A 26,024-nucleotide genomic window follows, 5' to 3' on the forward strand; every position below is an offset into this window, starting at 1 on the left:
TTTCTTTTCCAGTCAAAAGGAATCAATGACCAAGGAGAAAAAGTTTTTACCATAGACAAACTTTCTGAGATTCGCAACGATAGTATCGTGAAATTCTATAAACATTCTGCAAGTGGTTTGATTCTTCTTTCGTTCTTATTTTGTTCCGGTCAAAGAGAACAAAATTTTGGTCCGGGTTTATTAAAAGGACATGGATCGGGAGGCAGTCATTCCACGGTTGCGATGCAGATTCCTCTCGTCTTTGTTCCCGGTTACAAGGGATCGGAACTCTATCAAAAAAACGAGTCCGGTTCTTCGGATGCAATTTGGCTTACTCCTTGGCAGGCATTGAATTTTACCGCTCCCGATCTTACTTTGAAAAAAAACGATAACGTTCAAGTCGGAGGCGTTTTATCTTCCGTCACCCTCATTCCTTTTTTGATAGATGTGAAAGTGTATCAACCTTGGTTGCAATGGCTTTCCGCTTCCGCGAGAATCAGACCTTATGTCTTTCCTTACGATTGGAGAAAGGACAATGGAGAATCTTCTTTAGCCCTCGAAGCTTTTTTGGAAAAAGTTCAAAAAGAAAACGCGGGAGTCGCGCCCGTTCTTGTCGGTCATAGCAACGGGGGCAACCTTGTTCTTTCGGTGATCAATCGAAGACCGAATTTGGCTTCGAAGGTTATCTTTGTCGGCGTTCCTTTTCGCGGCGGAATCGGATTTATGGAAGATTTAATTTCCGGAGTTTCGACCGGATTCAATCCTGAAATCACGAACGCTTGTGTCGTTTCGACTTTTATTTCGGTTTATACGTTTTTCCCGAGAGAAGGAAGTTTTGATACAAAGGAATTGCTCAAGGACGGGGAGAATAAAAACATTCCATTCCGTTTTTTTAATGCTTCCGATTGGGAGAAGTATGAGTTGGGTCCGTATTCTCACGAAGCCCATTGTGAACCGCCTCCTTCTTTGAAAGAATTTCAATCAAGACTGGATCTGGCTCTTGCATTTCGAAATTCTTTAGATCCTAAAAAGGGAACTCAGTATCCTCCTGCGTTAGTCGTTCACGCACAGAATCGACCCACGATGAGGGTTTTGATTTCCGAAAAAAATCCGGATCATTGGCTCTGGGATTTTAAGAATGCGGTACGAGCTCCGGGAGACGGAAGGGTTACGTTTACGAGTTCGATTCCTCCGGACGAGATCGTTTATAAAAGTTTTCTTTCGGATGCGGAGCATTCTTCTTTGTTAAGCGACCCGAAAGTGTGGGAAAGAATCTATTCCTTTCTTCACGAATAAGAGTTGTTCGAAAGAATATTTCGTTTTTTTAAACTTCGGATAAATTCTCCTTGAAGCGTGGAGAATTCTTTCTATTTTGCTGAGCGGCAAGGGAGTTTTTAAAATGAAAATCACACCACAAGCGCTTATGGAAGAACCGGATTTTAAAAAACTGGTTCGTTCCCGCTGGATCGTTAGTTTTACACTCTTGGGTTTGTTGTTTTTATTGTATTACGGATACATACTTTCCGTCGCATTCTTTCCCGAGTTTTTGATTCAAAAGGTCGGAAGGTTTTCCAATATCGGAATTCTTATGAGCGCGTTGGTTATCTTTTTTTCTTGGATTCTCACCTTAGTCTATGTCTTTTGGGCCAACCGTTACTACGATCGAAACGTTGACTCTTTGAAAAAAAAGTTGGAGGATTGATCGATGGAATCTCAACTCGGCCAACCGAATTTTTTATCCATTCTTTTCTTTCTTGTCTTTGTCGTTCTCACTCTGGGGATCACTTACTGGGCCGCGAAAAAAACAAAAACGTCCAGCGAGTTCTACGCGGCGGGAAGAAGTATCACGGGTTTTCAAAACGGCCTCGCTCTTTCCGGAGACTTTATGTCCGCCGCTTCCTTCTTGGGAATTTCGGGAATGGTAGCGCTCAAAGGTTATGACGGAATGTTGTATGCGGTCGGTTGGCTCGTGGGTTGGCCGGCTCTTATGTTTTTGGTTGCGGAACCTCTTCGTAACCTCGGTAAGTTTACGTTTGCAGACGTCGTGGCATTTCGTCTGAGACAAAAGCCGATTCGAATCTCAGCGGCGATCGGCGGAATTTTGGTAACGCTTACGTATTCCATCGCGCAGATCGTAGGTTCCGGAAAACTCATCAATCTTATGTTCGGTCTTCCTTACGAAGTCGCGGTTGTCATCGTGGGAATCGTAATGCTTCTTTATGTTTTGTTCGGAGGAATGATCGCTACCACATGGGTTCAGATCATAAAGGCATGTTTACTTTTATTCGGAGTTACGTTACTCACCATTCTTGCGTTGGCTCAATTCGAATTTAGTCTGGAGAATTTATACGGAGCCGTGGATGAAAAATTCGGAAAGGCGGCTCTCGAACCGGGAGGTCTGGTTTCCAATCCTCTGGACGCCGTTTCTTTGGGATTGGCTTTGATGTTGGGTCTATTAGGACTTCCTCATATTCTAATGCGTTTTTACACTGTTCCCGACGCTAAAGAGGCACGTAAGTCCGTGGCCTATGCGACCACGTTTATCGGATATTTTTATCTCATCATTCCGATCGTCGGATTTTCAGCCGCGGTTTTGATAGGAAGAGAACCGATCGCGAGCGTGGACAAGGGAGGAAACATGGCTGCGGCTTTGTTATCCGAACTTTTAGGAGGAACGATGCTGATGGGATTTATCGCTGCGGTCGCGTTTGCTACGATTCTCGCCGTTGTCGCGGGTTTGACCTTGGCGGCCGCTTCCACGATCTCGCACGATATCTTTGTGAGCGTAATGAAAAGAGGAGATGCGACCGAGGCGGAACAAGTTCGAGTTGCAAGGAGGGCGACGATCGCCTTTGGAATATTAGGAATTTTGATTGGGATTCTTTTTAAGGATCAAAATGTAGCTTTCCTAGTAGGACTTGCCTTTGCAATCGCGGCGAGCGGAAATTTTCCGGCCTTATTTTTATCCATCGTCTGGAAAAATTTTAGCACCGTAGGAGGAGTGGTTTCGATTCTTACCGGTTCGGTATCCGCGATCGTTTTGATTATATTAAGTCCTACGGTTTGGGTGGACGTTTTCGGTTTTAAAACCGCGGTCTTCCCTCTAAAAAATCCAGCCGTCATTTCGATGGCTCTCTCCTTTTTAAGCGCTTATTGTTTTTCAAAATTCTATCCTGAAAAGTCGGCCCAGGAAAAGTATGAGTCGGAGAAAATGCGAACGTACTTAGGAATCGGAGCGGAGTAGGGATTAATAAATTATACTTTTTAAATATAATAAAATTCGAACATTTTAAAAAGCCGTCTCGGATGAAACGGCTGGAAGTTCTTCACGTTCCATTCTTTTGAAAAGATCGGAACGCGTTTTTTTTTCTTTAGTTGCGTAGCTCTTTTAGAAGTTCCGCGTTTCCGGTGATCGCGAGTGCAGAGGCCAGTCCTCCCATCATCGCTCCCGCAACACCGGGGGAAGCTGCATCCGCTCCGGTAAGATACAATCCTTCGATCGGAGTTCGAACGTTAAACCAAGGACATTCTTCCTTTTTGTATCGTTCGGGAACACAGGCCAAGCCGTAGATCGCTCCGTCCGGATGAGAGGTGAAATGTTCGTTCGTGATCGGAGTCGAAAGTTCGGAATATTCTACGATTTTTGAAATTCCGGGAAAACGGGATTCTAGAGTTGATAGAATCCGTTCCGTAATTTGCTCTTTGAGTTGTTTGTATTCTTCTCCTCTTCGTTTCCAAGGCTCCGATTTCCAGGGAGCAAAATTTTCGTAATCCGTAAAAGTGATCGCATCCATTGTATGGCTTTTTGCTTCCGGATTTTTCAAACTCGGAAAAGAAAGATAGAGATTGGGAATTTTTCCGTCTGATCCGATCCAATCGTTTCGTTCCGAAAAATTTTGATCGTGATCGCTCGACGAAAAGATCCAGTAATTCTCTCCCTTAAAGCCGAATTTCGCCGGACTTTCGGATAAACCGAGATAAAGACAAATACTCGTAGTCATCTTTTCTTTATTATAAAATTCTTTTAGACTTTTTCGGAATTGAATCGGATAACTTTCAGGAATCAACTTCGTGTATGTGGGATACGCTCCCGCACAAGATACGACGATCGGCGCGAAAAAATCCCTTTCCGATCCTTCTCCTCGAAGAGCCTTAGCTTTTACTCCGATTGTCTTTCCGTCTCGTATTAGAATTTCTTTAACTTCAACGGAAGAAAGAACAGCGCCTCCGGATTCTTCGAGAATCGGTTCGATCGCTTCGAAAATTTTTCCGGCGCCGCCGATCGGATAATAGCCGCCGTGAAGATAATGTTGTACGAGAGTCGCGTGCATCGCGAAGGCGACCTTGGAAGGAGGTAAGCCGTAATCTCCCCATTGAGCCGCGAGAATTCCTTTCAGTTCTTGGCTGCGAAAGTTTACGTCCAAATATTCCTTGAGCGTAAAAATTTTAGATTCTCCCAAAAGCCCGGCTACTGATTCCAAAGGAGGAGGAGCCAGACGCATCATAATCGATTTACCGAAAAGATTCGAAGTCTTCTTGATATCTTTGAAATAACGATCGATCGCTTCCTTTTCCTCAGGAAATTTATTTCCGAGATCGGATTTGAATTTTTCAGGATCTCCATAGATATCGAAAGATACGGATGGGAAGATTAATTTTTCGAAAGGTTCCGCCATTCGTTTCCATAGAACTTTTTTTCGGGTTATTTTATCCGAGATCTTTCTGCAGAGTCCTTCCTCCTGCATATCTCCAACGTAATGAATTCCCACGTCCCAATGATACTTTCCCTGTTTTCTTTGGAACTCGTGGGTGAAACCTCCGGGTTGGGAATGTTTTTCCACTATAAGGATCTTTTTACCGTATGATTGGGCTAAAAGACTGGCGGCGCAAAGACTTCCCATTCCGGAGCCTATAAATATTATATCGAACTCGTTTCCTATTTCATTGATATTCATTGACAAAATCCTCCCGGATCGCTTTAATGTACTCAGTTATTACATTAGAAATTTTACAAAACCTGAGAATGTAATAATCGTCAACATGAAAAATTCTACGGATAAAAATTCATATCATCACGGTGATTTGAAAAAGGCCTTACTCGAGGCTTCGCTTCGTATTTTGAAGGATGAAGGTTATAAAGCGCTGAGCCTTCGAAAAGCCGCGATTTATGCTGGGGTCAGTCAATCTGCCCCTTATCGGCACTATGAAGATTTGGAATCCTTATACGCGGACATAGCGGAGGAAGGTTTTAGAATGCTCGCCGAGCGTCAAAGAAAGCTGCAGGCTAAATACAGAAAAAAACCTCTTCTGTTATTTCGCGAATCCGGTGTTTGTTACGTGGAGTTCGCTTTGGAATTTCCGGATCTTTTCCGCATCATGTATGGGAATCAGATCGAAAGTCATTCCAAATACAAGTCCTTGGTTAAAACGGAGGACGATTCCTTTCGAATTATTCTCGAGATCATTCGCGATTGTCAAAGAGCCGGAGTCATTCAAACAAACGATGCGGTAAGTTCGGCGACGTCGGCGTGGACCTTGGTTCACGGCATCGCGGTCCTTTTGGCGGGAAAACAAGTTATGTTTCGGTCCGTCGATTTGAAGGAAGCAAGAAGAATCACCAAGGAATTGATCCATTATCTTTATATCGGAATGAAGCCGGATGCAGTTCCGTCAAAGCATTCGTATTGATTCTCCCGATAACGTTAGAAACAAATCGGCTCTATTCTAATTCTGAATCTAAAATCCCTTCGCAATTTTCCTCGCTGTAGTAGGGCAGCGGCTTGACTTTTTATTGGGCCGTTTATTTAATACGTTAAACGTATTAAACGTCTAACAAAGTAGTTACCAAAACATTTATTATAGGGAGCAAAAGAATGGTCCAAAATCAACAAGAACACAAACGTGTAGCACCCGGAAGGAACCTCCTTATAATGGCGATCGCCTTCGTCGGCGTTTTGGGTGCTTGTTCGAAAAAACCGACAACGCCCTCAGAATCTCCGATAGTCATCATGAACGCGAAAATCTTTGATGGAGAACGTGTTCTGGAAGACACGACCGTAGTATTCAAAGATGGTTATATTCAGACGGTGGGCGGAAAAGTGCCGACAGGTGCGACCGTCATCGATGCTCGCGGGGCAACCTTAATTCCTGGCCTCATTGATTCTCATGTTCATACGGACATAGATGGTCTACATGATGCGTTGTTGTTCGGTGTTACGACTGAGTTAGAAATGACGGGCCGATGGACGGCCGGGGAACGTAGAGAAGTTGCTGAACGATATGACGTAGCCGATATACGTTCCGCCGGTATGGGCATTACTCCTCCGGGAGGTCATCCGACTCAGTATATGAAATTAAGTAATAATTTGCTCATACGATTCTTCTATCGTTATCCGTTTGTCTCAACTCCTGATGAAGCGGTAAAATTCGTGGATAAACAAATCGCTGAAGGATCCGACTATATTAAAATCATTATCGAGGACGGAACTACGGTCGGTTCTCCGGGGCTTCCGGTAATCAATGAAGATACTCTTGTAGCGGCCGTCAATGCCGCTCATCGTCATGGTAAACTGGCAATCGCTCACGTTACCTCCGTTGAAGGTGGATGGAGAGCCGTTTCTGCTCGAGTAGATGGGTTGGCGCATATGTTCTTTGACCGTAAGCCAAGCCCCAAGCTGATCACTGCCATTGCATATTCGGGTGCGTTTGTTACTCCTACTTTGGCGACGCTCTCTACTGCTTTTGGCAATAGCGCAAGAGAATTAGCCGCCGATAAGAGAGTGAATTCCAGACTGAGTAAGGAATGGCTCGATTCCCTCTCCAAAAGTATGAACGTTTATCCTCAAGGAAATCTCAAAGATGCTTTCGCTAACGTTCTGGCTCTTCACAAGAAGGGTGTGGATATTTTAGCGGGAAGCGATGTATCGGAACCGATCGCCGGTCTTGGAGGGCTTGCTCACGGAGTTAGCTTACATCATGAACTGCAACTACTCGTGGCTGCGGGACTAACACCCATGGAGGCATTGCGTGCCGCTACTTCCACTCCTGCGCGTCGGTTTGGACTCACTGATCGTGGTCGGATTGCGCCCGGAGCTCGAGCTGACCTGCTATTGGTCGATGGAGATCCGCTCGTTAATATTTCCGACACACTCAACGTTCATGCTGTGTGGCGCGGCGGTGTTCCACTCACTATCAACGAATAGAATCTCGGGAAAACGATTCTATTTATTTTAGCAGGTCGAAGCGCAATAAATCGTGCAGAGTCGTCTTGACTCCTCATTGAGATTTTCACACGTTGAGCGGTATGTATCAAATGTCAGACAAGGATACTCGATGAAAAAGAAGGAGAACTTAGCGGCTGAAGCTTTGACTCAAGCTTTGTTGGAGTTCAGAAAACAAGGAGGTCGGCGTCATCACGCTCCGGATGAAATCGGTAGAGCGGAAGGGCAGGTGCTTCTGATTCTCATAGGACTCAAGTCTAACGAACCGGGTTTGAGGATTAGTGATCTTGCCAAAGAATTAGAAGTTTCACTTTCAACATTGACACAAACTACTTCTTCTCTATTTCGTTTGGGCTATATTCTGCGGGAATCGGATCCAAAAGATCGTCGAGTCATTCGAATACGCCTTACATCCATGGGTCGTTCAAAGGTGCTGAACTATCAAAAAGACTTTAGTAACTATTGTGCTCGGATTGCGGAGTATTTAGGCGAGAAAGATAGTTTCTTATTTGCCCGATTGTTGAGTAAAATTTCCGGCTTTATGGAAGCCGAACCTAAGCAGACAAGAATGGATTTGAACGTCCAGGAAAAGCATAAAGGATAAGGAAGTTAGAAATAAAGTTTTCGCGAACCGCATAAAATCTTTCAAAATAACTGTAATACTAAATTCTAAACTAGCTGATAAAGGATCGTTAACGTAATAAAACGGATCTTATGAATCATTTAAAAATAAATATGGTATATTATTTGATGAATCGCTAATTTGTTTTGAAAGAGAAGACGAATCAATTAGGTTCTGAAAATTTCCCGAAAATGGAAGTCGAAAGGAAAAATTTTACAACGACAGAGAATCCTAGATAGAAAAATTTTAAAAGGTTAAACAATGAAAAAAAGTAAATTAATACAAATGCATAATGTCGGTATCGTTGTAGAATCTCTCGACAAGGCCATTTCATTTTTTACAGAGATCGGACTGACGTTGGAAGGACGAGCAAATGTTGAAGGGGAATGGGCTGGACGCGTGACCGGGCTTGATTCTCAGAACGTAGAGATTGCTATGATGGTTACCCCCGATGGACACAGTCGCCTCGAACTTTCCCAATTTATCACCCCGCCAACTATAGCAGACCACAGGACTGCTCCTGTAAACTCCCTCGGGTATTTACGCGTTATGTTCACAGTCGACAATATCGACGAATTGGTATCCAGACTTATCAAACATGGAGCTCAGTTGGTTGGCGAAGTGGTTCAGTATGAAGACGTCTATCGGCTCTGCTATATCCGTGGTCCTGAAGGGATTCTTATCGGATTGGCAGAACAACTCGGTCAGAAGTCAGCGACAGATATATTAGAAAAATCTTAATGATGACATTTTTGCAAAATTCTTCGACTGAGAATTAAAGAATGAATGTGAAAATACGTTTGTGCATTGTTCGAAATAGAACGGAGGGAATCGAACCAATCTCGATGAACACATCTTTGAATAACGATTTAGCGTTGTATAGAGATGATGTTGATGACCTTAGGGTTTTGGAAGGGTTTTCGGCGATTTTTAAATTCTTTCTTAGGATCGAAGCTCCGTCCTAATGATGATTCGTTGGCAATCGCTGAGTGACATAATGTGTAATTCAAATATTGAGTAAATAAATTTCATTTTCTGAAATATATTTTCTGGACGGACCTCGAATTATTTGTTATAAATTCTCTTGGTTATTTCTAAAGGAGAATACAATGGATTTGAAAATCAGAGACGGATTGAATGCCTGTTTTGGAATCTTAAAGATTACAAACGAGAGCGTAGAAAAAATCAAAGCGGATGCAAGTAAGAGTTTTCAAGAATTGAGTGCGAAAGGGGCAACCGATAATTCTGAATTCGCTTCAAGGCTGCGAAGCCTCGCAGAAAAAGTTTTAGATGCTTATACAAGTGTTTCAAACGAGTTCGAAAGAGGATATAAGGACGTTCGCGTGAAGTTTTCAGAAGCCGCTGAACACCTAACAACGTCAGGCAAAAAGGAAGAGGCACCGGTTTCTCGTAAAAAGGCAGCCGCTTAGTTAAAAATTAAAATTTGATTCTATTCATAGTCCTAAAGTTCTAATTCGTAAGTGATGAAGAGTTGATTTTTATCTTTCTCACAGGCAATTCCATAGCGGATTAATTTAGGACCTTCTGTTCTTTTATTTTCTCAACTGATTCTTTTCAGATCTTTCTTAAGCCGAAGATTCGTTCAAAAACGAATTGAAAGATAAAATTTTTGGAACAAAATCGCTGTGTGAATGAATCTTCAAACAGTCCGGTGGTTGAGGAAAAGATTTGGGAACAATTATCCACAGTATCGACGAGTATCTCCGTTCCATTCTTTGTTTTAGATAAAGAATGGAGAATTGTTTATTCCAATGAAGAGGCGAGTTCGAAGTATCAATATCGTATCGCTAATCTTTGGCGGGAATTGCTAACTATTAAGGATCATATCGGCGATCTTCTTGAATTTACGTTTGAAACGAAAATCCCAAGTTTAGGAAATTCAAATGAACAAGTTGATGTTTATGTATTCATTTGGAAATTGCAGTTTTATGATAAATACTGCGTAATCCTAAAAGATAAACCGTCTTCCCTCCATCAAGACGGAATCGATCTTGCTTTCGTTTTTAGAAACATAAGAAGAGAAATAGATGATTTCTTTAATATTCAAGATTCTAAAATTGAAAAAGGATCTTTTGAAGAGCACGAAGGCACGGATGTCTTTCGCATTGAATTGCTTAAAAAAATTTCCCTTTTGGACTTGATGCAGCAGGTGGCGACAGCGGCAAATGAGACAAAAGATCTTGAAGCCCTATTACAATTCACGATGGATCGAGTGTGTGTCATCGCGGGATGGAAATTAGGTCGTATTGAATTGTTCGCGGGAGCCGAGTCCCGCCTCGTTCCGAATCCGATTTGGTATTCCGGAGAAGAAAAGGCAGTAAAGGAATTTAGATCTTTGGTTGAAACTTTAGAATTGGAACTTCCTCTGAAAGTCCTGAAGGAAAGGAAAACGATTTGGTTCGAAGATTTTTTAGAGAATTTCGGTTATAATTCCAAGGAGCTTGCCTACCGCGCGGTTATTAATTCTGCACTTGCCGTTCCTATATGGAACGGAGAAAACATCGTTGGAGTGATGGAATTTTTTATAAATTCTGAGAATTCGGATCCGTCGCTCATTGCAGTTTTATCTCATGTCGCTTCGCAAATTGGAAGGGCTTTTGAAAGAAAGAATGCGGAGGCAAATCTTCGAAAGTCGCAAGAACAACTGAGGGCTCTTTCAGCCCGTCTTCAGGAGGTTAGGGAAGAAGAACGAATTTTAATTGCCCGTGAAATTCATGATGAACTAGGTCAAATTCTTACTGTCCTTAAAATTGAAATCACATTATATAAACGAAATATAGTTTCGCCCGATTCTTCGGATAATAAAATTATAAAGGATCTTGATTCAATGATTCATTTGGTTGATACCGCGATCGAATCGACACAAAGGATCGCGACAGAGTTGCGTCCCTTGTTGTTGGAGGAGTTAGGATTATTCGAAGGAATTGAATGGTACGGAGAAGAATTTCAAAAACGAACGGGTATCGTATGTACGGTTACTAAGACCGTATTAAAATCTTCTTTGAGCAAAGAAATTGCGATCGCTTTATTCCGTATTTTCCAAGAGACGCTTACGAATGTTGCGCGTCATTCGAAGGCGACTTCCGTAAGCGTTTTCATTGAAGAAGACGATTCTTTTGTTGCTCTGACAATTTCTGACAACGGGATCGGCATCAAAGAGAAAGAACTTTTGGATTCAAAGTCGTTGGGTATTATCGGGATACGAGAACGTGCTATTGTCCTTGGGGGTACGGTCGAAATTTCCGGGGCTCAAGAGAAAGGCACGAGTGTAGTGGTTCGAATTCCGATTCTAAAATCTTCATTCGGTTCTGAAACATGATTTCTATCTTACTTGCGGACGATCACGCCTTGATTCGAGAAGGTTTAAAAAAAGTCCTCTCAAAAGAAAACGATATGGAAGTTATCTTTGAGGCGGAAAACGCTCAACAGATATTGGACTTTTTACTTAAAAAGAATGCGAATATTTTAATTCTTGATATCAATCTGCCCGGTATGAGCGGTTTGGATGCGCTTAAGTATATTCAAAAACTTTCTCCGGATTTGAGAGTTCTTATGCTGAGTATGTATCCGGAAGATCGTTTTGCCGTGAGGGCTTTAAAATCAGGAGCGGCCGGATATTTAACAAAAAGCAGCGCCGCTGAAGAATTGGTAACGGCAATCCGTAAAATCGATTCCGGAAATCGCTATCTCAGTTCTGAAGCAACGGAAATCCTATTGAGGGAAATTTCAGGTTCTTCTGATAAACTTTTACACGAAACGCTTTCTGAACGTGAATTTCAGATTATGCTCCTTTTGGTTCAGGGAAAGAATACGAGAGAAATTTCACAGGATTTGGTTTTGAGTTTAAATACGATCAATACCTATCGTGCCCGGGTATTGAATAAAATGAAAGTGAAAACGATTCAAGAGCTGATTCGTTACGCCTATGATCAGAGACTTTTAGAATAACTTTAGATTATTCTAATCCTTTTAATTTAATTCGCTTTAATACCTTCGATCTATTGACAGACTCGTTTATTTTTCATCCACTTCTTGTCACATTTTCGATGACAATCGTTTAATTCATTTAACAATCACAAGGTGAAGCGTTTTCTTTCATTTTTAGTTGCGAATTCTTCTCTTATGATCCATTCTTTAAGGGATACTTTAGGGCGATCTAAGCGAGGCGAGAATATGACAGATTCAGCAACGGCAGAGCTAACCGAAAAAGACTCCCTCGATTTAAAAAAAATACTAGAAGTCCTCTCGGCCTTTAAGAGAGGAGATCTTTCCCAAAGAATGCCGTTGGATTGTGTAGGAATTTCGGGTAAGATCGCAGACGTACTCAATGATATTGTAGATCAAAATTATCGAATGGTTAAAGAATTCGAGCGGATCAGTAACGAGGTCGGTCAGGAAGGTAAGATTTCTCAAAGAATCAACGCAGTTGCGGCCACCGGTTCTTGGGCGGCTTGTATGGACTCCGTGAACTCCTTAATCGGAAACTTAGTACAACCGAATACGGAAGTCATGAGAGTGATCGGAGCGGTCGCCGGCGGTGACCTTTCTCAGAACATGTCTTTGGAAATCGAAGGACGTCCATTGAAAGGGGAATTCCTTCGAACAGCCAAAATCGTAAACACGATGGTGGACCAGTTAAATTCTTTCGCGTCGGAAGTGACGCGGGTGGCTCGTGAAGTAGGAACGGAAGGAAAGCTCGGAGGACAAGCCGAGGTTCGTGGTGTCGCGGGAACATGGAAGGATTTAACAGATAGCGTAAACTCGATGGCTTCAAACTTGACGGGACAGGTTCGTAACATTGCGGATGTGACGACCGCCGTAGCACGGGGTGACTTGTCTAAGAAGATTACCGTGGACGTCAAGGGTGAGATCTTAGAACTCAAGAATACGATCAATACGATGGTGGACCAGTTAAATTCTTTCGCATCGGAAGTAACGCGGGTTGCAAAAGAAGTGGGAACGGAAGGAAAGCTTGGCGGTCAAGCTGACGTTCGTGGTGTTGCGGGAACTTGGAAGGATTTAACAGACAGCGTAAACTCAATGGCTTCGAACCTGACGGGACAGGTTCGTGATATTGCGGAAGTGACTAAGGCCGTTGCAACGGGTGATTTGTCTAAGAAGATTACCGTGGACGTTAAGGGTGAGATCTTAGAACTCAAAGACACGATCAACACGATGGTGGATCAGTTAAATTCTTTCGCATCGGAAGTGACGCGGGTTGCAAAAGAAGTGGGAACGGAAGGAAAGCTCGGAGGACAGGCCGACGTTCGAGGTGTTGCTGGAACTTGGAAGGATTTGACAGACAGCGTAAACTCGATGGCTTCGAACCTGACGGGACAGGTTCGTAACATTGCTGATGTGACGACTGCCGTAGCGCGCGGTGACTTGTCTAAGAAGATTACTGTAGATGTTAAGGGTGAGATCTTAGAACTCAAGAATACGATCAACACGATGGTGGATCAGTTAAATTCTTTCGCATCGGAAGTAACGCGGGTTGCAAAAGAAGTGGGAACGGAGGGAATCCTTGGCGGTCAAGCCGACGTTCGTGGTGTCGCGGGAACTTGGAAGGATTTAACAGACAGCGTAAACTCAATGGCTTCGAACCTGACGGGACAGGTTCGTAACATTGCGGATGTGACGACCGCCGTAGCACGGGGTGACTTGTCTAAGAAGATTACCGTGGACGTTAAGGGTGAGATCTTAGAACTCAAAGACACGATCAACACGATGGTGGATCAGTTAAATTCTTTCGCATCGGAAGTAACGCGGGTTGCAAAAGAAGTGGGAACGGAGGGAATCCTTGGCGGTCAAGCTGACGTTCGTGGTGTTGCGGGAACTTGGAAGGATTTAACAGACAGCGTAAACTTCATGGCGAACAACCTTACTACTCAGGTTCGGGGTATTGCAAAGGTCGTAACTTCGGTCGCGAATGGTGATTTAAAAAAGAAACTCTATTTAGAAGCAAAAGGAGAGATCGCCGAACTCTCCGATACGATCAACGACATGATCGATACGCTCGGTCTCTTTGGTGATCAGGTAACTACCGTCGCACGCGAGGTTGGGATTGAAGGTAAGTTGGGTGGTCAGGCGAGCGTGCCGGGTGCGGCGGGTTTGTGGAGAGATCTTACCGATAACGTAAACCAATTGGCAAGTAACTTAACTACCCAGGTGAGAGCGATCGCAGAAGTTGCGACGGGGGTAACGAAAGGTGATTTATCCAGAACCGTAATGGTAAAAGCCGCGGGAGAAGTGGCCGCACTTTCGGATAACATCAACGAGATGATTCGAAATCTTCGTGAAACGACTAGAATCAATACGGAACAAGATTGGTTAAAGACGAATCTCGCTAAGTTTACCCGGTTATTACAAGGTCAAAGAAATTTAGTAAACGTGAGTAAGCTCATTCTATCGGAATTAGCCCCGCTTGTTTCGGCACAACACGGCGCATTTTTTATTACGGAGATGATAGAAAATGAACCTTCTCTCAAATTGCTTGTAAGCTACGCGTATCAAGAACGAAAGTATGTTTCAAATCGATTCCGACCCGGGGAAGGATTGGTCGGTCAATGTTTTCTTGAAAAAGAAAGAATTCTTCTCACTCACGTTCCATCCGATTACATCAAGATTAGTTCGGCATTGGGCGAAGCCGCCCCATTGAATATCGTAGTCTTACCCGTATTGTTTGAAGGCGAGGTTAAGGCGATTATAGAATTGGCTTCCTTTTCGAATTTCACACCCATCCATTTAAACTTTTTAGATCAATTGACTGAAAGTATCGGAATCGTTTTGAATACGATCGCGGCGAGTATGCGGACTGAAGAACTTTTGATTCAATCGCAGACTCTTACGGAGGAGTTGCAAGGTCGTCAGGAAGAATTGACTAAGACGAACGAACGATTGGAAGATCAGGCGAAATCACTTCAAGCTTCCGAAGATCTCCTGAAAGATCAGAGAGAAGAGTTGCAGGAAAAAAACGATGAGCTGGAAGAGAAGGCGAGACTGCTTGCAAAAAACAACAACGAAGTCGAACGCAAAAATATGGAAGTAGAACAAGCTCGACATTCTTTGGAGGAGAAAGCCAGACAACTTGCCCTTACTTCAAGATATAAGTCTGAATTCTTGGCAAACATGTCGCATGAACTAAGGACTCCGCTCAATAATATGTTGATTCTATCCAGACTGTTGTTCGATAGCGAGAGCGACAATCTTTCCGGGAAACAAATAGAATATGCGCGTACAATCCATAGTTCAGGAAACGATTTGCTTCAGTTGATTAACGATATATTAGATTTATCTAAAATAGAATCCGGAAAAATGACTGTAGATCTTGACTCGGTTTCCTTTAGAGAACTTGCAGAATATCTGGAGAGATCCTTTCGAGAAACTGCAAGAAATAAGGAGCTTAAGTTTCAAGTAGACTTGAATTCCGAACTTCCCGTTCGGATGACAACGGATTTACAGAGGTTACAACAGATTCTTAGAAATCTACTTTCAAACGCCTTTAAGTTTACCGAAAAAGGAAGTGTACTTTTACATATCAAAACGGTTAGTGAAGGCTGGAGCGCAGAACATAAAATTCTAGACCACGCAGGATCGGTAATCGAGTTCTCTGTAATCGATACGGGTATCGGGATTCCGCCCGAAAAACAAAGTCTTATCTTTGAAGCATTTCGTCAGGCAGATGGAAGCACTAGTAGAAAATACGGAGGTACGGGTTTAGGTCTTTCTATCAGTAAGGAAATCACTCGATTGCTTGGAGGTGAGCTCCGACTTATAAGCGAACCCGGAGTAGGAAGCACTTTCTCTCTTTATCTTCCGTCCGAATACGTACCGACTGAAGAATCTCTTTTGGAGGAAGAAAATCTTAAAGAAGATTCGAAATGGGTGCAACCCCCCGTGCTGGATGAGCGCGGCGGAACTTATATTCCAAATATATTTAAGGAAGTACCTTTTCGAGAAAACAATCGATCTCCTTTTAAGATGATAGAAGACGATCGTTCCGAGCTTTCCGGCGAAGTTTTATTGATCATAGAAGCGGAGGAAACGTTAGCAAGGCAACTTTTACAATTAGTAAGAAAGAACGGATTCAAGGCATTGGTTGCATTGGATGGAAAGACCGGACTTTCTCTTTTAAAGGCTTATTCAGTCCATGCGATTATTCTCGATTTTAATCTGAGCGATATGAACGGCTGGTTCATTCTCAATTGGTTAAAAAGAGATCCAAAGTTTCGACACGTTCCGATTTTGATCGTTTCCGACGATATTCAATGGAGAAGAAGTTTGAGAATGGGCGCTCTCGGACAAATTACAAAACCCGTAGACGAAGAGTCTTTGTTACACGCAATCGATAAGATGAGAAAGTTTATAGAAAGACGTCCAAAACTTTTGCTGATTGCCGACGATAACGAAGAACAAACGAGTAAGTTGATCGAGCTAATCGAAAATTCTGATATTAGAATAGAGACCGCGTCTTCTTCAAAGGATATGATTGAAAGGATGCAAAAGAATCAGATGGATTGTTTGATTGTTTCCTCCAAATTTTCGGGGGGCAATATTTTCGATCTTATCAAAGAAATCAATCAACTAGGATTGGATCAACTTCCAATTGTGATTTATTCTGAAGGCCCGTTAAATCAGAACGAATTGATTAAGATACAAAGCCTTAAAGATACGAATACGATCAAAGAGGTGGAAACGATGTCCGCCTTGGTTGAGGAAACGGCGGTTTTTCTGCACAGATCTCAAGAAAGTATGTCGATCTCCCAGAGAAAAATGATTCTGGATTCTTCTCATAACGATCCTATATTAAAAGGTCATAAAGTATTAATTGTGGACGATGACGTTCGTAATATCTTCGCACTTACAAGCGTATTCGAAAGACAAAAAATGAAAGTCGCATTTGCGGAGAACGCTAGTGAAGGTATCCGGATTTTACAAGATACTCCTGATATAGAAATTGTCATCATGGATGTGATGATGCCCGATATGGATGGATATGAAGCGATGAGAGCAATCCGATCTATGGATAAGTTCGTTTCACTTCCGATCGTAGCCGTTACTGCTAAGGCGATGAAGGGGGATAGGGAAAAATGTATCGAAGCGGGAGCTACTGATTATATCACAAAGCCGGTAGACGTGGATCAATTGCTCTCCCTTCTGCACGTTTGGCTATGTAGATAGTTATGTCTTCACAAGTAAAAGTGAATGTTCTGATCGTGGATGATAATCCGGACAATCTTTGGGTTATGGAAAAAATTCTGATAAGTCCTGAGTTGAATCTTATCAAAGCGCGTTCCGGCGACGAGGCGCTGAAAGCCTTATTGGAACCGGACGGTTTTGCTTTGATTTTTATGGATGTAAGAATGCCGGGGTTGGACGGGTTTGAAGTTGCGTCTCTTATTCGCCAAAGAGAAAAATGTGCACAGATTCCAATCATCTTTCTAACCGCCTATGGAAACAATGAGTCTTGGATGTTTAAAGGATATTCATTGGGCGCGGTTGACTTTCTGATAAAGCCGGTCGCTCCCGAAATCTTAAAATCGAAAGCTTCAGTTTTTGTCGATCTTCATAAAAAAAATCAAATTCTAACGCTTCAAGATGAATTGTTGAGAGAAAGCCATGATAAACTGGAACAAAGAGTCGAAGAAAGAACCGCAGAATTGAATAAAGTAAATCAAAACTTAATCAATGAAATTTCCGATAGGGAACGGGCTGAAGACGCTTTGAGAAACTCATTGCGTGAAAAGGAAGTTTTACTTCGTGAAATTCATCATAGAGTTAAGAATAATCTTCAGATCGTTTCTAGTATTCTAAATCTTCAATCAAATTATATAACCGATTCTAAGTCTTTCGATTTGTTCGAAGATGCTCAATCAAGAATCAAATCCATCGCTCTTATACATGAATTGCTCTATCAAAACAAAGATTTAGCTCAGATGGATTTTAAAGAATATTTGTATAATCTCACTTCGAACCTTCTTCGTACTTATAGGGTTAACTCCGAGATTAACTTTGAAATAGAGGCCGATGCGATTTTTCTGACGCTTGATTCGGCTATTCACTGCGGTCTTATTGTCACGGAGTTGGTTACGAATTCGTTAAAATACGGATTTAAAGGACGCAATAAAGGTAATATCTATATTTCGATTAAGAATTTAGAAGAAGGTTTTGTTTTGACGGTTGAGGACGACGGGATCGGTTTTCCGGAGGAAATAGATTTTAATCAGACTGATTCACTTGGATTACAATTAGTGAATATACTTTCCGATCAAATCGGCGCGACCTTGACTCTGGATAGAACGGGAGGAACAAAGTTTAAGTTGACTGCCATGGATTGGAGCAGGGTAAAAAAATGAATAACTATTCGGCAAAAATTTTGATTGTGGAAGATGAGAATATTGTCGCGAGAGATATACGCGATCGGCTGGTCAAGATAGGTTATCCATTTCCAGCAATTGCCAAAAACGGCGCGGACGCATTACGATCTGCCTCCGAATTAAAGCCAGATATCATCTTGATGGATATAATGTTGACGCGGGGAAAAATCGACGGAGTCGAAGTGGCAACTGAGCTTCGGTTAACAATGGATGTACCCGTGGTTTATATCACCGCCTATGCGGATGATCAGACATTGGTTCGGACAAAACAAACGGAGCCTTACGGTTACATACTTAAACCTGTGAGGACTCTGGAACTTCAGATAGCTATCGAAATCGCTTTGAATAAACATAAGATGGAGAAAAAGCTGAAAGAGAATCAACAACTTCTCTTAACAACTCTTGAAAGTATTGGAGACGCTGTGATTGCGACGGACGCGTTCGGAAACGTTACGTTTATGAATCGGATTTCGGAAGGTTTTACCGGTTGGAGTATTTCTGATGTCAGCGGGAAAAAGATTCAAGAGATTGTTAGAATCGTTTCGTATTCCGAGCAGGATGAACAGACGGACCCGATTTCTTATATTTTGCAGAATAAGGAACAGATTCTTTTTGTAAGCGATATACGTTTGATCGATAAATTTGGAAGGGATAGACCGATCGAATGTACGGCTTCTCTCATTCAAATGGAAGACGGGATTACCTTAGGGGCGGTGCTCGTTTTTAGAGATGTGACGGAACGGAAAGTCACTGAGGAATGCGTAAGATATCTTGCGTATCATGATCCGCTTACTGGATTGCCGAACCGAACTCTACTTTTTGAACGTTTTAAAAAAAACATAGAGATTGCGAGACCAAAACGAAAAGAATACACAATGTCTTTTCTATTTTTAGATATCGACGATTTTAAGAAAATAAACGATTCCATGGGGCACTCGACCGGAGATAGATTGTTACAGGAATTTTCCGAGCGAATGAAGGCGATTGTTCGGGAAGACGATATTGTGGTAAGACTTTCAGGCGACGAGTTTATAATTATTTTAAACGATCTGGCAAATCCGATCGACGCGGAAAAGGTGGTCAAAAAATTATTCTCCTCTTTGAAAAAACCTTTTTCAATAGAAGGATTCTCGATTACGCTTAACGTTAGCATCGGGATTTCAATTTATCCGAAAGACAGCTCCGACCTTGATCAACTGATTCGTTATGCCGACTCAGCGATGTACAAATCTAAATTAAAGGGAAAAAATTCATATTCGTTTTATTCATTAGAAAATGATATAAAAGTTGTGTGAAGACGAATGGATACAAAGGAATCATCGAAGATACTTATCGTAGAGGATGAAACCCTTGTTGCGCAGGATATTAAACATCGTCTTCTGAGAATGGGTTATTCCAATCTTATTGCCTCCTTCACGGGGGAAGACGCGATTGAGCAGGCTCAGAATTTTCAGCCGGACCTGATTTTAATGGATATTATACTTTCTAAAGGGAGGTTAAATGGAATCGAAACTGTGAAAAGAATACAAGAATTTTTGAATGTTCCTATCATATATCTTACGGCTTCTTCGGATGCCGATACGATGAACGAAGCGAAAAAGACAAATCCGAACGGGTTTATTTTAAAACCATTTCAAACGCGTGAATTGCAGATCGCAATCGAACTTATTCTATATAAAAGCGATTCTGAAAAAGAAATTCAGAAAAATGAGCAATTGACTCGTTTTACGCTTAAGAGTCTCGGCGAAGGAATCATTGCAATAGACAACACCGAGGCTGTTTATTTTATTAATACGATCGCGCTTAGGCTGACGGGCAGAAAGGAAGAAGAGGTGATAGGAAGATCGTTAAAAGAAATTCTTAATTTTATTCCGATTATAAATTTAGACAACGTTGAATATGGAAAAAATACTTCCGATTCGCTTTCTATTCCGAAAGAGGGCTATTTAATATTGAGGAATGGACAAAAGAGAAGCGTGTCGATTTTTACTCGGGAAATTGTTGATAACGAAGGTCAAGTAATAGGAAAAGTTTTCGTAATTCGAGAAAAGAATGAGTAGTGGTCTTTTTCAATAGGAACTGTCGTTTGACTTCTAATAGACATCCATTCCTGATATACACCCTCTATTTAAAAAAATAGTTTTTGAAAAATAGGAAGATCGCCACCACTATGAGAGCGATCACCCATTCTAAAATGTCGTCCCGAGTTGGCCGCCCTGGAAGAATCCGACCGATCGTTTTTAAAAAAAGAGAGTCTATTTCTTTGCTTTTTCGGTTTTCTTTTAAAAAAAGTTCAAATTCTTTTGCATTCACAATTCCTAATTCGTTGTCGTAGACGGTCTCTCCGGATTTCAGATCGTCCACCAAGTCTTGGAGATAAGTTTCCAGGGATTCGGCTATAATCGGTCGCTCCGGGTTATCGTGTTGAAACTCGAAAACTTTTCCTGAATTTTTATCGACGACTCAATATTGCCCCATGCCGTCTTCCCCAAATGGAAACCAGGTTTCTTTCCATCCTTCTTCTATGGCTTGCTCATCTAAGGATCGTTTTGTTTCGAGGCAGTTATCGCTGCTCATAAAGTAGAAATTATTAAATAGCTGAGTGTGATTTTCTTTCTGCCCATCGGTGTAAGAATATAATTCTTTTAAGGAAGCGAATATTTTTGAAATTGAATGCGATGTTCTCAAGCAATTTCTCTTTTTGTGAATCCTAAACGATTAGAATCCTGAATGTGCTAAGGATAAAATCGGGACATTCTTTAGCAAAGCATATCGGCAAACAAGGAATCAACGGTAAAGATTTAGGAATCAAGATATGATATCGAATCGTAAGAATGCTCGACGATTCAGATTTTCAAAAATTAAAATGAAACGTCATACATCTTTCAAAGACGATACAAATAAGATGATCGTTGACAGTAGACTAATTGTTCTATCCACTTAGATATGAAATTCTTCCCCGAATAAAATACATTTCGGTAAAGGGATAAAAGATACGTTCTTTGAGTCGGGTGATCTCTATGTATAAATTCCATTCTTATATTTTGCGCTTTGATATGTTTGAAAATAATTTAAACAAAACAATCAGTTTTCAAAATAAGCTCTCAATCACTTTTATGATTCTCTTCTTCGTTTCTTGCACGCCTTGGCCCGCGGCCACCGCCGCTTTTCTTAAAGACAATGTCCAAGACGACAAAGCGGCAAATTTGTTATTGGCATTCGGTCTGTTTCGCCTAATGGATGGGAATGGTGTAGGAGAAACTGGAAATTTGGGAGCGAAGCAATGGACGAGGCTTTTGGGTGGAGCCGGATTTTCCACGAGCGCAACCGGTATCGTATCCGATAGTTCAGGGAACGTCTTTGCAACGGGAAGAACAGTGGGCAATCTGGACGGACAAATCCATAGTCCGGGAACATTGGATTTGCTTATCACCAAGTATGATAGTACCGGAGCGAGGCAATGGACAAGAATGTTGGGAGGATCGTCGGGTGCGGCGGAGACCACCTCGAATGCGATTGCTTCCGATGGTTCTAACGTCTATAGTACGGGAGGCGCTATCGGAAGTTTGGACGGACTTACTCCGGCTGGTTCGTTAGATTTTTTTATTACCAAGTATGACGGTGCAGGAGTGAAACAATGGACAAGACTTTCAGGTTTAGCTTCCGCAATTACAAATGGGTTCGGAATTACTTCGGACGTGCTTGGCAACGTATATGTAACAGGAATTACGAGCGGAAATTTAGACGGGCAAGCAGTCACTGGAACAACGGATCTCTGCGTTGTGAAGTATGATAGCGCCGGCACAAAACAATGGACGAGACTTCTGGGTGTTGCTGGAAAGTCGACGACTGCGAACGGCATCGCCTCCGATAACAATGGAAACGTTTATACGACTGGTTTTACGGACGGAAATTTAGACGGGCAAACGCTCACTGGGACAGTGGATTTATTTGTGGTAAAGTATGACAGCGCAGGTACAAAACAATGGACAAAACTTTCCGGAGCGGCGGGCGCAGTGACGGTTGCAAATGGAATCACGTCCGACCGAAATGGAAATATTTATTCCACTGGAAGAACCAGCGGGAATATGGACGGACAAGCGCTAATTGGAACACAGGATTTATTCGTAGTAAAGTATGACGGCGCCGGTACAAAGCAGTGGACAAAACTTTTGGGTGCGTTAGGACAAAATACAAACGGAACTGGAATTGCGGCGGATAGTTTTGGAAACGTATATACAGCCGGATTTACAACGGGAAGTTTAGACGGTCTTGCGCTTACAGGAATTCAAGATTTATTCGTTGCAAAGTATGATAGCGCTGGGAATAAAAAGTGGGTCCGATTAACGGGCGAGGCCGGTGGAACCACGAACGGAAACGCGATTGCATCGGATCCTTTGGGAAATCTTTATGCTACCGGGGGCACCGATCGCAGCTTGGACGGAAATCCGATTACGGGCACCGTCGATTTATTTATCGTTAAATTTCATTGAATGTCGGATTCGATTTTTATTTTTGTAACTTCTTCTCTTGTTCTATTATAAGAGGGTTCTTCGAACTCTTTCACCTTACGCAAAATTCTTTTGCGGAGAAGAACCAGATCCTTTGTCGATCTCGGAACGGACCGGCAGGTTTATAAAGAAACGAGTATATTCGCTTTCCTTACTTTCGTAATATATTTCGCCTCCGTGATCTTTGACTATTCCCGTGCTTACGGAAAGTCCAAGTCCCGTTCCCTTATCTACTTTTTTCGTGGTAAAAAAGGGACTGAATATTTTTTTGGCTTCTTCTTTGGGAATCCCGATACCTCTATCTTCGATGCTCATCTGAATCCAGAGGTTCGAATCTTTTTCGAATTTTTTAGCCTTGATGACGATGATCTTATTGGAATCGTATTTCGGATATCTTTGATTGAGCGCGTCCCTTGCGTTGTTCAAAAGGTTGAGAACAACTTGTTGAATTTGTTGAGGAACACAGAACACATCGGGAAGAGAATCTTGGATCTGCATTTCAATATGAATCGTATCTTTTTTAAAGAGTTGTTCGCAGAGTGAAACCGTCTTCTGAACCACTTCTTGAAAATTCACTTTGGAAAAGACGTGTTTTTCTTGTCTCGCAAGTCTTAACAGATCTTTTGTGATCTTTGAAATTCTTTCACCTTCATCGAGAATATTACTTGCGTATTTCAGAATGGAGTCGTCTTGACTTTGACCTAAGATCAATTGTGCGTAGTTGATGATGATCGTAAGTGGATTATTGATTTCGTGGGCGACTCCCGTGGCGAGAAGGCTGATCGCTTCCAACTTCTGGGCTTGGATCAATTGAGACTTTAGTGTTTCGTTTTGTTTTTCAGCCTCGTCTAACAACATTCTTTCTTCCGCTTCTTTAAGAGCCCTTTCGATGGAGAAGTTGAGCTTGGAGATTTTGTTTTTGGAAATATAATCCGTCGCACCTTGTTTGAGAGCCTCGATCGCCGCGTCTTCGCCGAGCCAACCGGAAACAAAGAGAAAAGGAACGTTAGGATGATACTTTCTGACGATTTCTAACGCTTCCATTCCGTCAAAGGAAGGTAAAGAAAAATCCGAAAGAACCAAGTCGGGTTCGCTCGTTTGAACTTCTTGAATGAGTTCCTCTTTTGTCTGAATTTGTTTATAAGAAAAATCTAAACCACTCCCGCTGATCTGACGGATCATCAAGCCGAGGTCGTTCGGATTGTCTTCGATACAGACGATATAAACTTTTCTTTGAATCATCATAAAACGCGTTTGTTCATCAGGATCCAATAAAAACCGATTTCGGAAGCGACGTCGCTGAACTTTGTAAACTCGAGCGGTTTGACAACGTAGCTGTTCACTCCTAAACGATAACTTTCGACGATGTCTTTTTCTTCCGCGGAGGAAGTAAGAATGACGACCGGAATGAATTTTGTAAGTTCTTCGCTTCTGACTTTTCTTAACACTTCGATTCCATCAATCTTTGGCATTTTTAAATCGAGAAGAATCAACGAAGGAAGCTGCATTTTATCTCGGTCCGCATATTTCCCGGTTGCAAAAAGATATTCTAAGGCTTCCTCTCCGTCTCTTACGAGTTTTAGCTGATTTGTCAGATTATGTTTTTTTAAACTTCTCAGAGCGAGTTCCGAATCCTGCGGGTTGTCCTCGGCATAAAGAATTGAAATCAAATTATCATGTAAGTTGTGCATCGTTATCGTGAGCTCCCAGTGTGAAATAGAAACAGGCTCCTTCGTTCACTTGACTTTCTCCCCAGACTTTTCCGCTGTGTTTTTCGACGACTCTTTTAACGATTGCGAGACCCACTCCGGTTCCTTCGAATTCCTCCAGATGATGAAGTCTTTGAAACATATTGAATAATTTATGCTGATATTTCATATCAAAGCCGGCTCCATTATCTTTCACAAAAAAAACGGTCTCGCCGTCGTCGTCGAAAGATCCTATCTCGATTTTCGGGTTTTCCTTCTCCCTTGAATATTTGAAGGAATTCGATACTAAGTTAAAAAGAAGTTGTTTGAGAAGGCCCGAGTCAGCCTTAGCGGGAGGGAGTTCTCCGACTGCGGTTTGCACTTTGGAATTTGGATAATAATTGGAAACCTCTTCCAGAACCTTTTGCGCCAACTCTTTCATGTTGATCTTCGTGAATAAAATTTCTTTTCGTCCTAAGCGGGAATATTCCAAAAGGTCGTCTATAAGTTGACCCATATTCTGGGCGTTCTGCATTATGATTTCCAGAACCCTTTTTCCATCGTCAGGCAGGATATCTCCGTGGTCTTCCATTAGAATTTTAGAAAAACCTGATATACCTCGAATCGGGGCGCGAAGGTCGTGGGAAACGGAGTAAGAAAAGGATTCCAAATCCTTATTCGATCTTTCGAGTTGAGAGGAATAGTTTTTGAGATTGGCGTTCGAACTTTCAAGTAAGTCTTCCGCAACTTGTCTTCTTTTGCTCTCTTTGAATATTAGAATATACTGAAATGAAATAAAGGAGATGTTGAAAATAATCGCTAAAAAGATAAGGCCGATTGAAAATTTAAGATTGGATTCGGATTCACCTCTTCGAAATTGAAGAAGACTGAGTTCTTCTTTTTTCATCTCTTTGAGGATTGTTTTTATTCTTTCACTCAATTCGTTCCCCTTGGAAGAATGAAACGGAACGGAATAGTTCTCTGCGGATTTTAATTTTTGATTGAGAACTGTCGCCTCCATAAATTCGATTTTTTCATTCAGCAGTGGAATTGCAGCAGCGATTCTTTTTTGCTGTTCCGCATTATCCACAGTGGATGATTTCAGATTTTCCATCCTATTCAGAAGAATCTTTTTGTTTTCGCGATATCCGTCTAATATAAAAGAATCTTTATAAAGAATATAACTTCTGAGAGACGCGTGCATTTCGCTAAAGGAGGAAAGGGCTTCTTCTAAGTTGGCAAGAACTTGCTGGGTATGAGATTCCCATTTTCTAAGATCCGAAGATTGATTCATCGCATAGAATCCGGATCCGGCCACGACTACGTTGAGAATGGTGATCACAACTATTCCGAGGATAACGTTCTTTTCAATCGTACTCTTCAAGAATCCCTAAACCTTATAAAAAGAATTGAGTTTGCGCAGGACCAGAAACGTTCTTCACGTAGAATCAAATGATAAAACGCCGGTCCGAAGTTTAAAATCGAGATAACTTTTTTACTTGAATGTCTCTAAAATAGCAAGAAAAACTTAAAAATAATCAGAATCTATTGAAGATTATAGTATACTAACAATAAGTTAGGCAAGAATTTATTTTCTTTCTTCGATT

21 protein-coding genes are annotated in these 26,024 nt (G+C 41.9%); 15 read left to right on the forward strand and 6 right to left on the reverse strand.

The window, feature by feature from the left end; genetic code table 11:
* The first annotated feature begins 87 nt into the window (after positions 1-87).
* The 3 genes from A0128_RS04930 (at position 88) to A0128_RS04940 (ending at position 3,223) form a co-directional block, all read left to right on the forward strand.
* Complete coding sequence (locus A0128_RS04930; protein ID WP_069606491.1) at positions 88-1,275, forward strand: lipase/acyltransferase domain-containing protein; 1,188 nt, start codon at positions 88-90, stop codon at positions 1,273-1,275.
* 103 nt (positions 1,276-1,378) lie between these two features.
* Positions 1,379-1,681: a DUF485 domain-containing protein gene (locus A0128_RS04935; RefSeq protein WP_069609128.1), complete on the forward strand. Its 303-nt coding sequence runs from the start codon at positions 1,379-1,381 to the stop codon at positions 1,679-1,681.
* A gap of 3 nt (positions 1,682-1,684) precedes the next feature.
* Positions 1,685-3,223: a solute symporter family protein gene (locus A0128_RS04940; protein WP_069606492.1), complete on the forward strand. Its 1,539-nt coding sequence runs from the start codon at positions 1,685-1,687 to the stop codon at positions 3,221-3,223.
* 127 nt (positions 3,224-3,350) lie between these two features.
* Here the strand turns inward: A0128_RS04940 and A0128_RS04945 are convergent, their stop codons facing one another.
* On the reverse strand, positions 3,351-4,934 hold the full coding sequence (locus tag A0128_RS04945) for a phytoene desaturase family protein (protein WP_069606493.1): 1,584 nt from the start codon (positions 4,932-4,934) through the stop codon (positions 3,351-3,353).
* 85 nt (positions 4,935-5,019) lie between these two features.
* On the opposite strand from A0128_RS04945, the gene A0128_RS04950 reads away from it, so the two are divergent.
* The 11 genes from A0128_RS04950 (at position 5,020) to A0128_RS05000 (ending at position 20,278) form a co-directional block, all read left to right on the forward strand.
* Positions 5,020-5,667 carry a TetR/AcrR family transcriptional regulator gene (locus A0128_RS04950; protein WP_069606494.1) on the forward strand — a complete coding sequence of 216 codons (648 nt, stop codon included), beginning with the start codon at positions 5,020-5,022 and terminating at the stop codon, positions 5,665-5,667.
* A 185-nt stretch (positions 5,668-5,852) separates the two neighbouring features.
* Positions 5,853-7,181 (forward strand): amidohydrolase family protein, encoded by a 1,329-nt coding sequence (locus A0128_RS04955; protein ID WP_069606495.1) that lies wholly within the window; start codon positions 5,853-5,855, stop codon positions 7,179-7,181.
* Between the two features lie 130 nt (positions 7,182-7,311).
* Positions 7,312-7,803: a MarR family winged helix-turn-helix transcriptional regulator gene (locus A0128_RS04960; protein ID WP_069606496.1), complete on the forward strand. Its 492-nt coding sequence runs from the start codon at positions 7,312-7,314 to the stop codon at positions 7,801-7,803.
* A 279-nt stretch (positions 7,804-8,082) separates the two neighbouring features.
* Positions 8,083-8,562 carry a VOC family protein gene (locus A0128_RS04965; RefSeq protein ID WP_069606497.1) on the forward strand — a complete coding sequence of 160 codons (480 nt, stop codon included), beginning with the start codon at positions 8,083-8,085 and terminating at the stop codon, positions 8,560-8,562.
* A gap of 368 nt (positions 8,563-8,930) precedes the next feature.
* Positions 8,931-9,251, forward strand: a complete 321-nt coding sequence (locus A0128_RS04970; RefSeq protein ID WP_069606498.1) for a phasin-related domain-containing protein — start codon at positions 8,931-8,933, stop codon at positions 9,249-9,251.
* Between the two features lie 218 nt (positions 9,252-9,469).
* Positions 9,470-11,161, forward strand: coding sequence for a GAF domain-containing sensor histidine kinase (locus A0128_RS04975; protein WP_245667202.1), 1,692 nt, complete (start codon positions 9,470-9,472; stop codon positions 11,159-11,161).
* Positions 11,158-11,790, forward strand: coding sequence for a response regulator (locus tag A0128_RS04980; RefSeq protein ID WP_069606499.1), 633 nt, complete (start codon positions 11,158-11,160; stop codon positions 11,788-11,790). The genes A0128_RS04975 and A0128_RS04980 overlap by 4 nt, the downstream gene beginning before the upstream one ends.
* A gap of 225 nt (positions 11,791-12,015) precedes the next feature.
* Positions 12,016-17,022: a HAMP domain-containing protein gene (locus tag A0128_RS04985; RefSeq protein ID WP_069606500.1), complete on the forward strand. Its 5,007-nt coding sequence runs from the start codon at positions 12,016-12,018 to the stop codon at positions 17,020-17,022.
* Between the two features lie 2 nt (positions 17,023-17,024).
* A complete protein-coding gene (locus A0128_RS04990; protein ID WP_069606501.1) occupies positions 17,025-18,197 on the forward strand; it encodes a histidine kinase dimerization/phosphoacceptor domain -containing protein in 1,173 nt (390 codons plus the stop codon).
* Entirely contained in the window at positions 18,194-19,513 is a 1,320-nt protein-coding gene (locus A0128_RS04995) for a diguanylate cyclase domain-containing protein (RefSeq protein WP_069606502.1), read from the forward strand. The genes A0128_RS04990 and A0128_RS04995 overlap by 4 nt, the downstream gene beginning before the upstream one ends.
* Before the next feature lie 6 nt (positions 19,514-19,519).
* Positions 19,520-20,278 (forward strand): response regulator, encoded by a 759-nt coding sequence (locus A0128_RS05000; protein ID WP_069606503.1) that lies wholly within the window; start codon positions 19,520-19,522, stop codon positions 20,276-20,278.
* A gap of 64 nt (positions 20,279-20,342) precedes the next feature.
* Here A0128_RS05000 and A0128_RS05005 read toward each other — a convergent pair whose 3' ends face one another.
* Entirely contained in the window at positions 20,343-20,582 is a 240-nt protein-coding gene (locus A0128_RS05005) for a hypothetical protein (protein ID WP_156781772.1), read from the reverse strand.
* A gap of 99 nt (positions 20,583-20,681) precedes the next feature.
* Positions 20,682-20,906: an SMI1/KNR4 family protein gene (locus A0128_RS05010; protein WP_069606505.1), complete on the reverse strand. Its 225-nt coding sequence runs from the start codon at positions 20,904-20,906 to the stop codon at positions 20,682-20,684.
* 332 nt (positions 20,907-21,238) lie between these two features.
* Here A0128_RS05010 and A0128_RS05015 point away from each other — a divergent pair, with 332 nt between their 5' ends.
* The gene (locus tag A0128_RS05015) at positions 21,239-22,711 is read left to right on the forward strand and encodes an SBBP repeat-containing protein (RefSeq protein WP_245667203.1); all 1,473 of its coding nucleotides are present in this window, start codon (positions 21,239-21,241) and stop codon (positions 22,709-22,711) included.
* A 75-nt stretch (positions 22,712-22,786) separates the two neighbouring features.
* On the opposite strand, the gene A0128_RS05020 is transcribed toward A0128_RS05015, so the two are convergent.
* The 3 genes from A0128_RS05020 to A0128_RS05030 are packed head-to-tail and all read right to left on the reverse strand — an operon-like array spanning position 22,787 to position 25,801.
* The gene (locus tag A0128_RS05020; RefSeq protein WP_156781773.1) at positions 22,787-23,974 is read right to left on the reverse strand and encodes a sensor histidine kinase; all 1,188 of its coding nucleotides are present in this window, start codon (positions 23,972-23,974) and stop codon (positions 22,787-22,789) included.
* Entirely contained in the window at positions 23,971-24,420 is a 450-nt protein-coding gene (locus A0128_RS05025; RefSeq protein ID WP_069606506.1) for a response regulator, read from the reverse strand. Before A0128_RS05025 ends, A0128_RS05020 begins: the two co-directional genes overlap by 4 nt.
* Positions 24,404-25,801 (reverse strand): sensor histidine kinase, encoded by a 1,398-nt coding sequence (locus A0128_RS05030; RefSeq protein WP_069606507.1) that lies wholly within the window; start codon positions 25,799-25,801, stop codon positions 24,404-24,406. The genes A0128_RS05025 and A0128_RS05030 overlap by 17 nt, the downstream gene beginning before the upstream one ends.
* Positions 25,802-26,024 lie beyond the last annotated feature (223 nt).

This window comes from Leptospira tipperaryensis (assembly GCF_001729245.1).
GTDB lineage: Bacteria > Spirochaetota > Leptospiria > Leptospirales > Leptospiraceae > Leptospira > Leptospira tipperaryensis.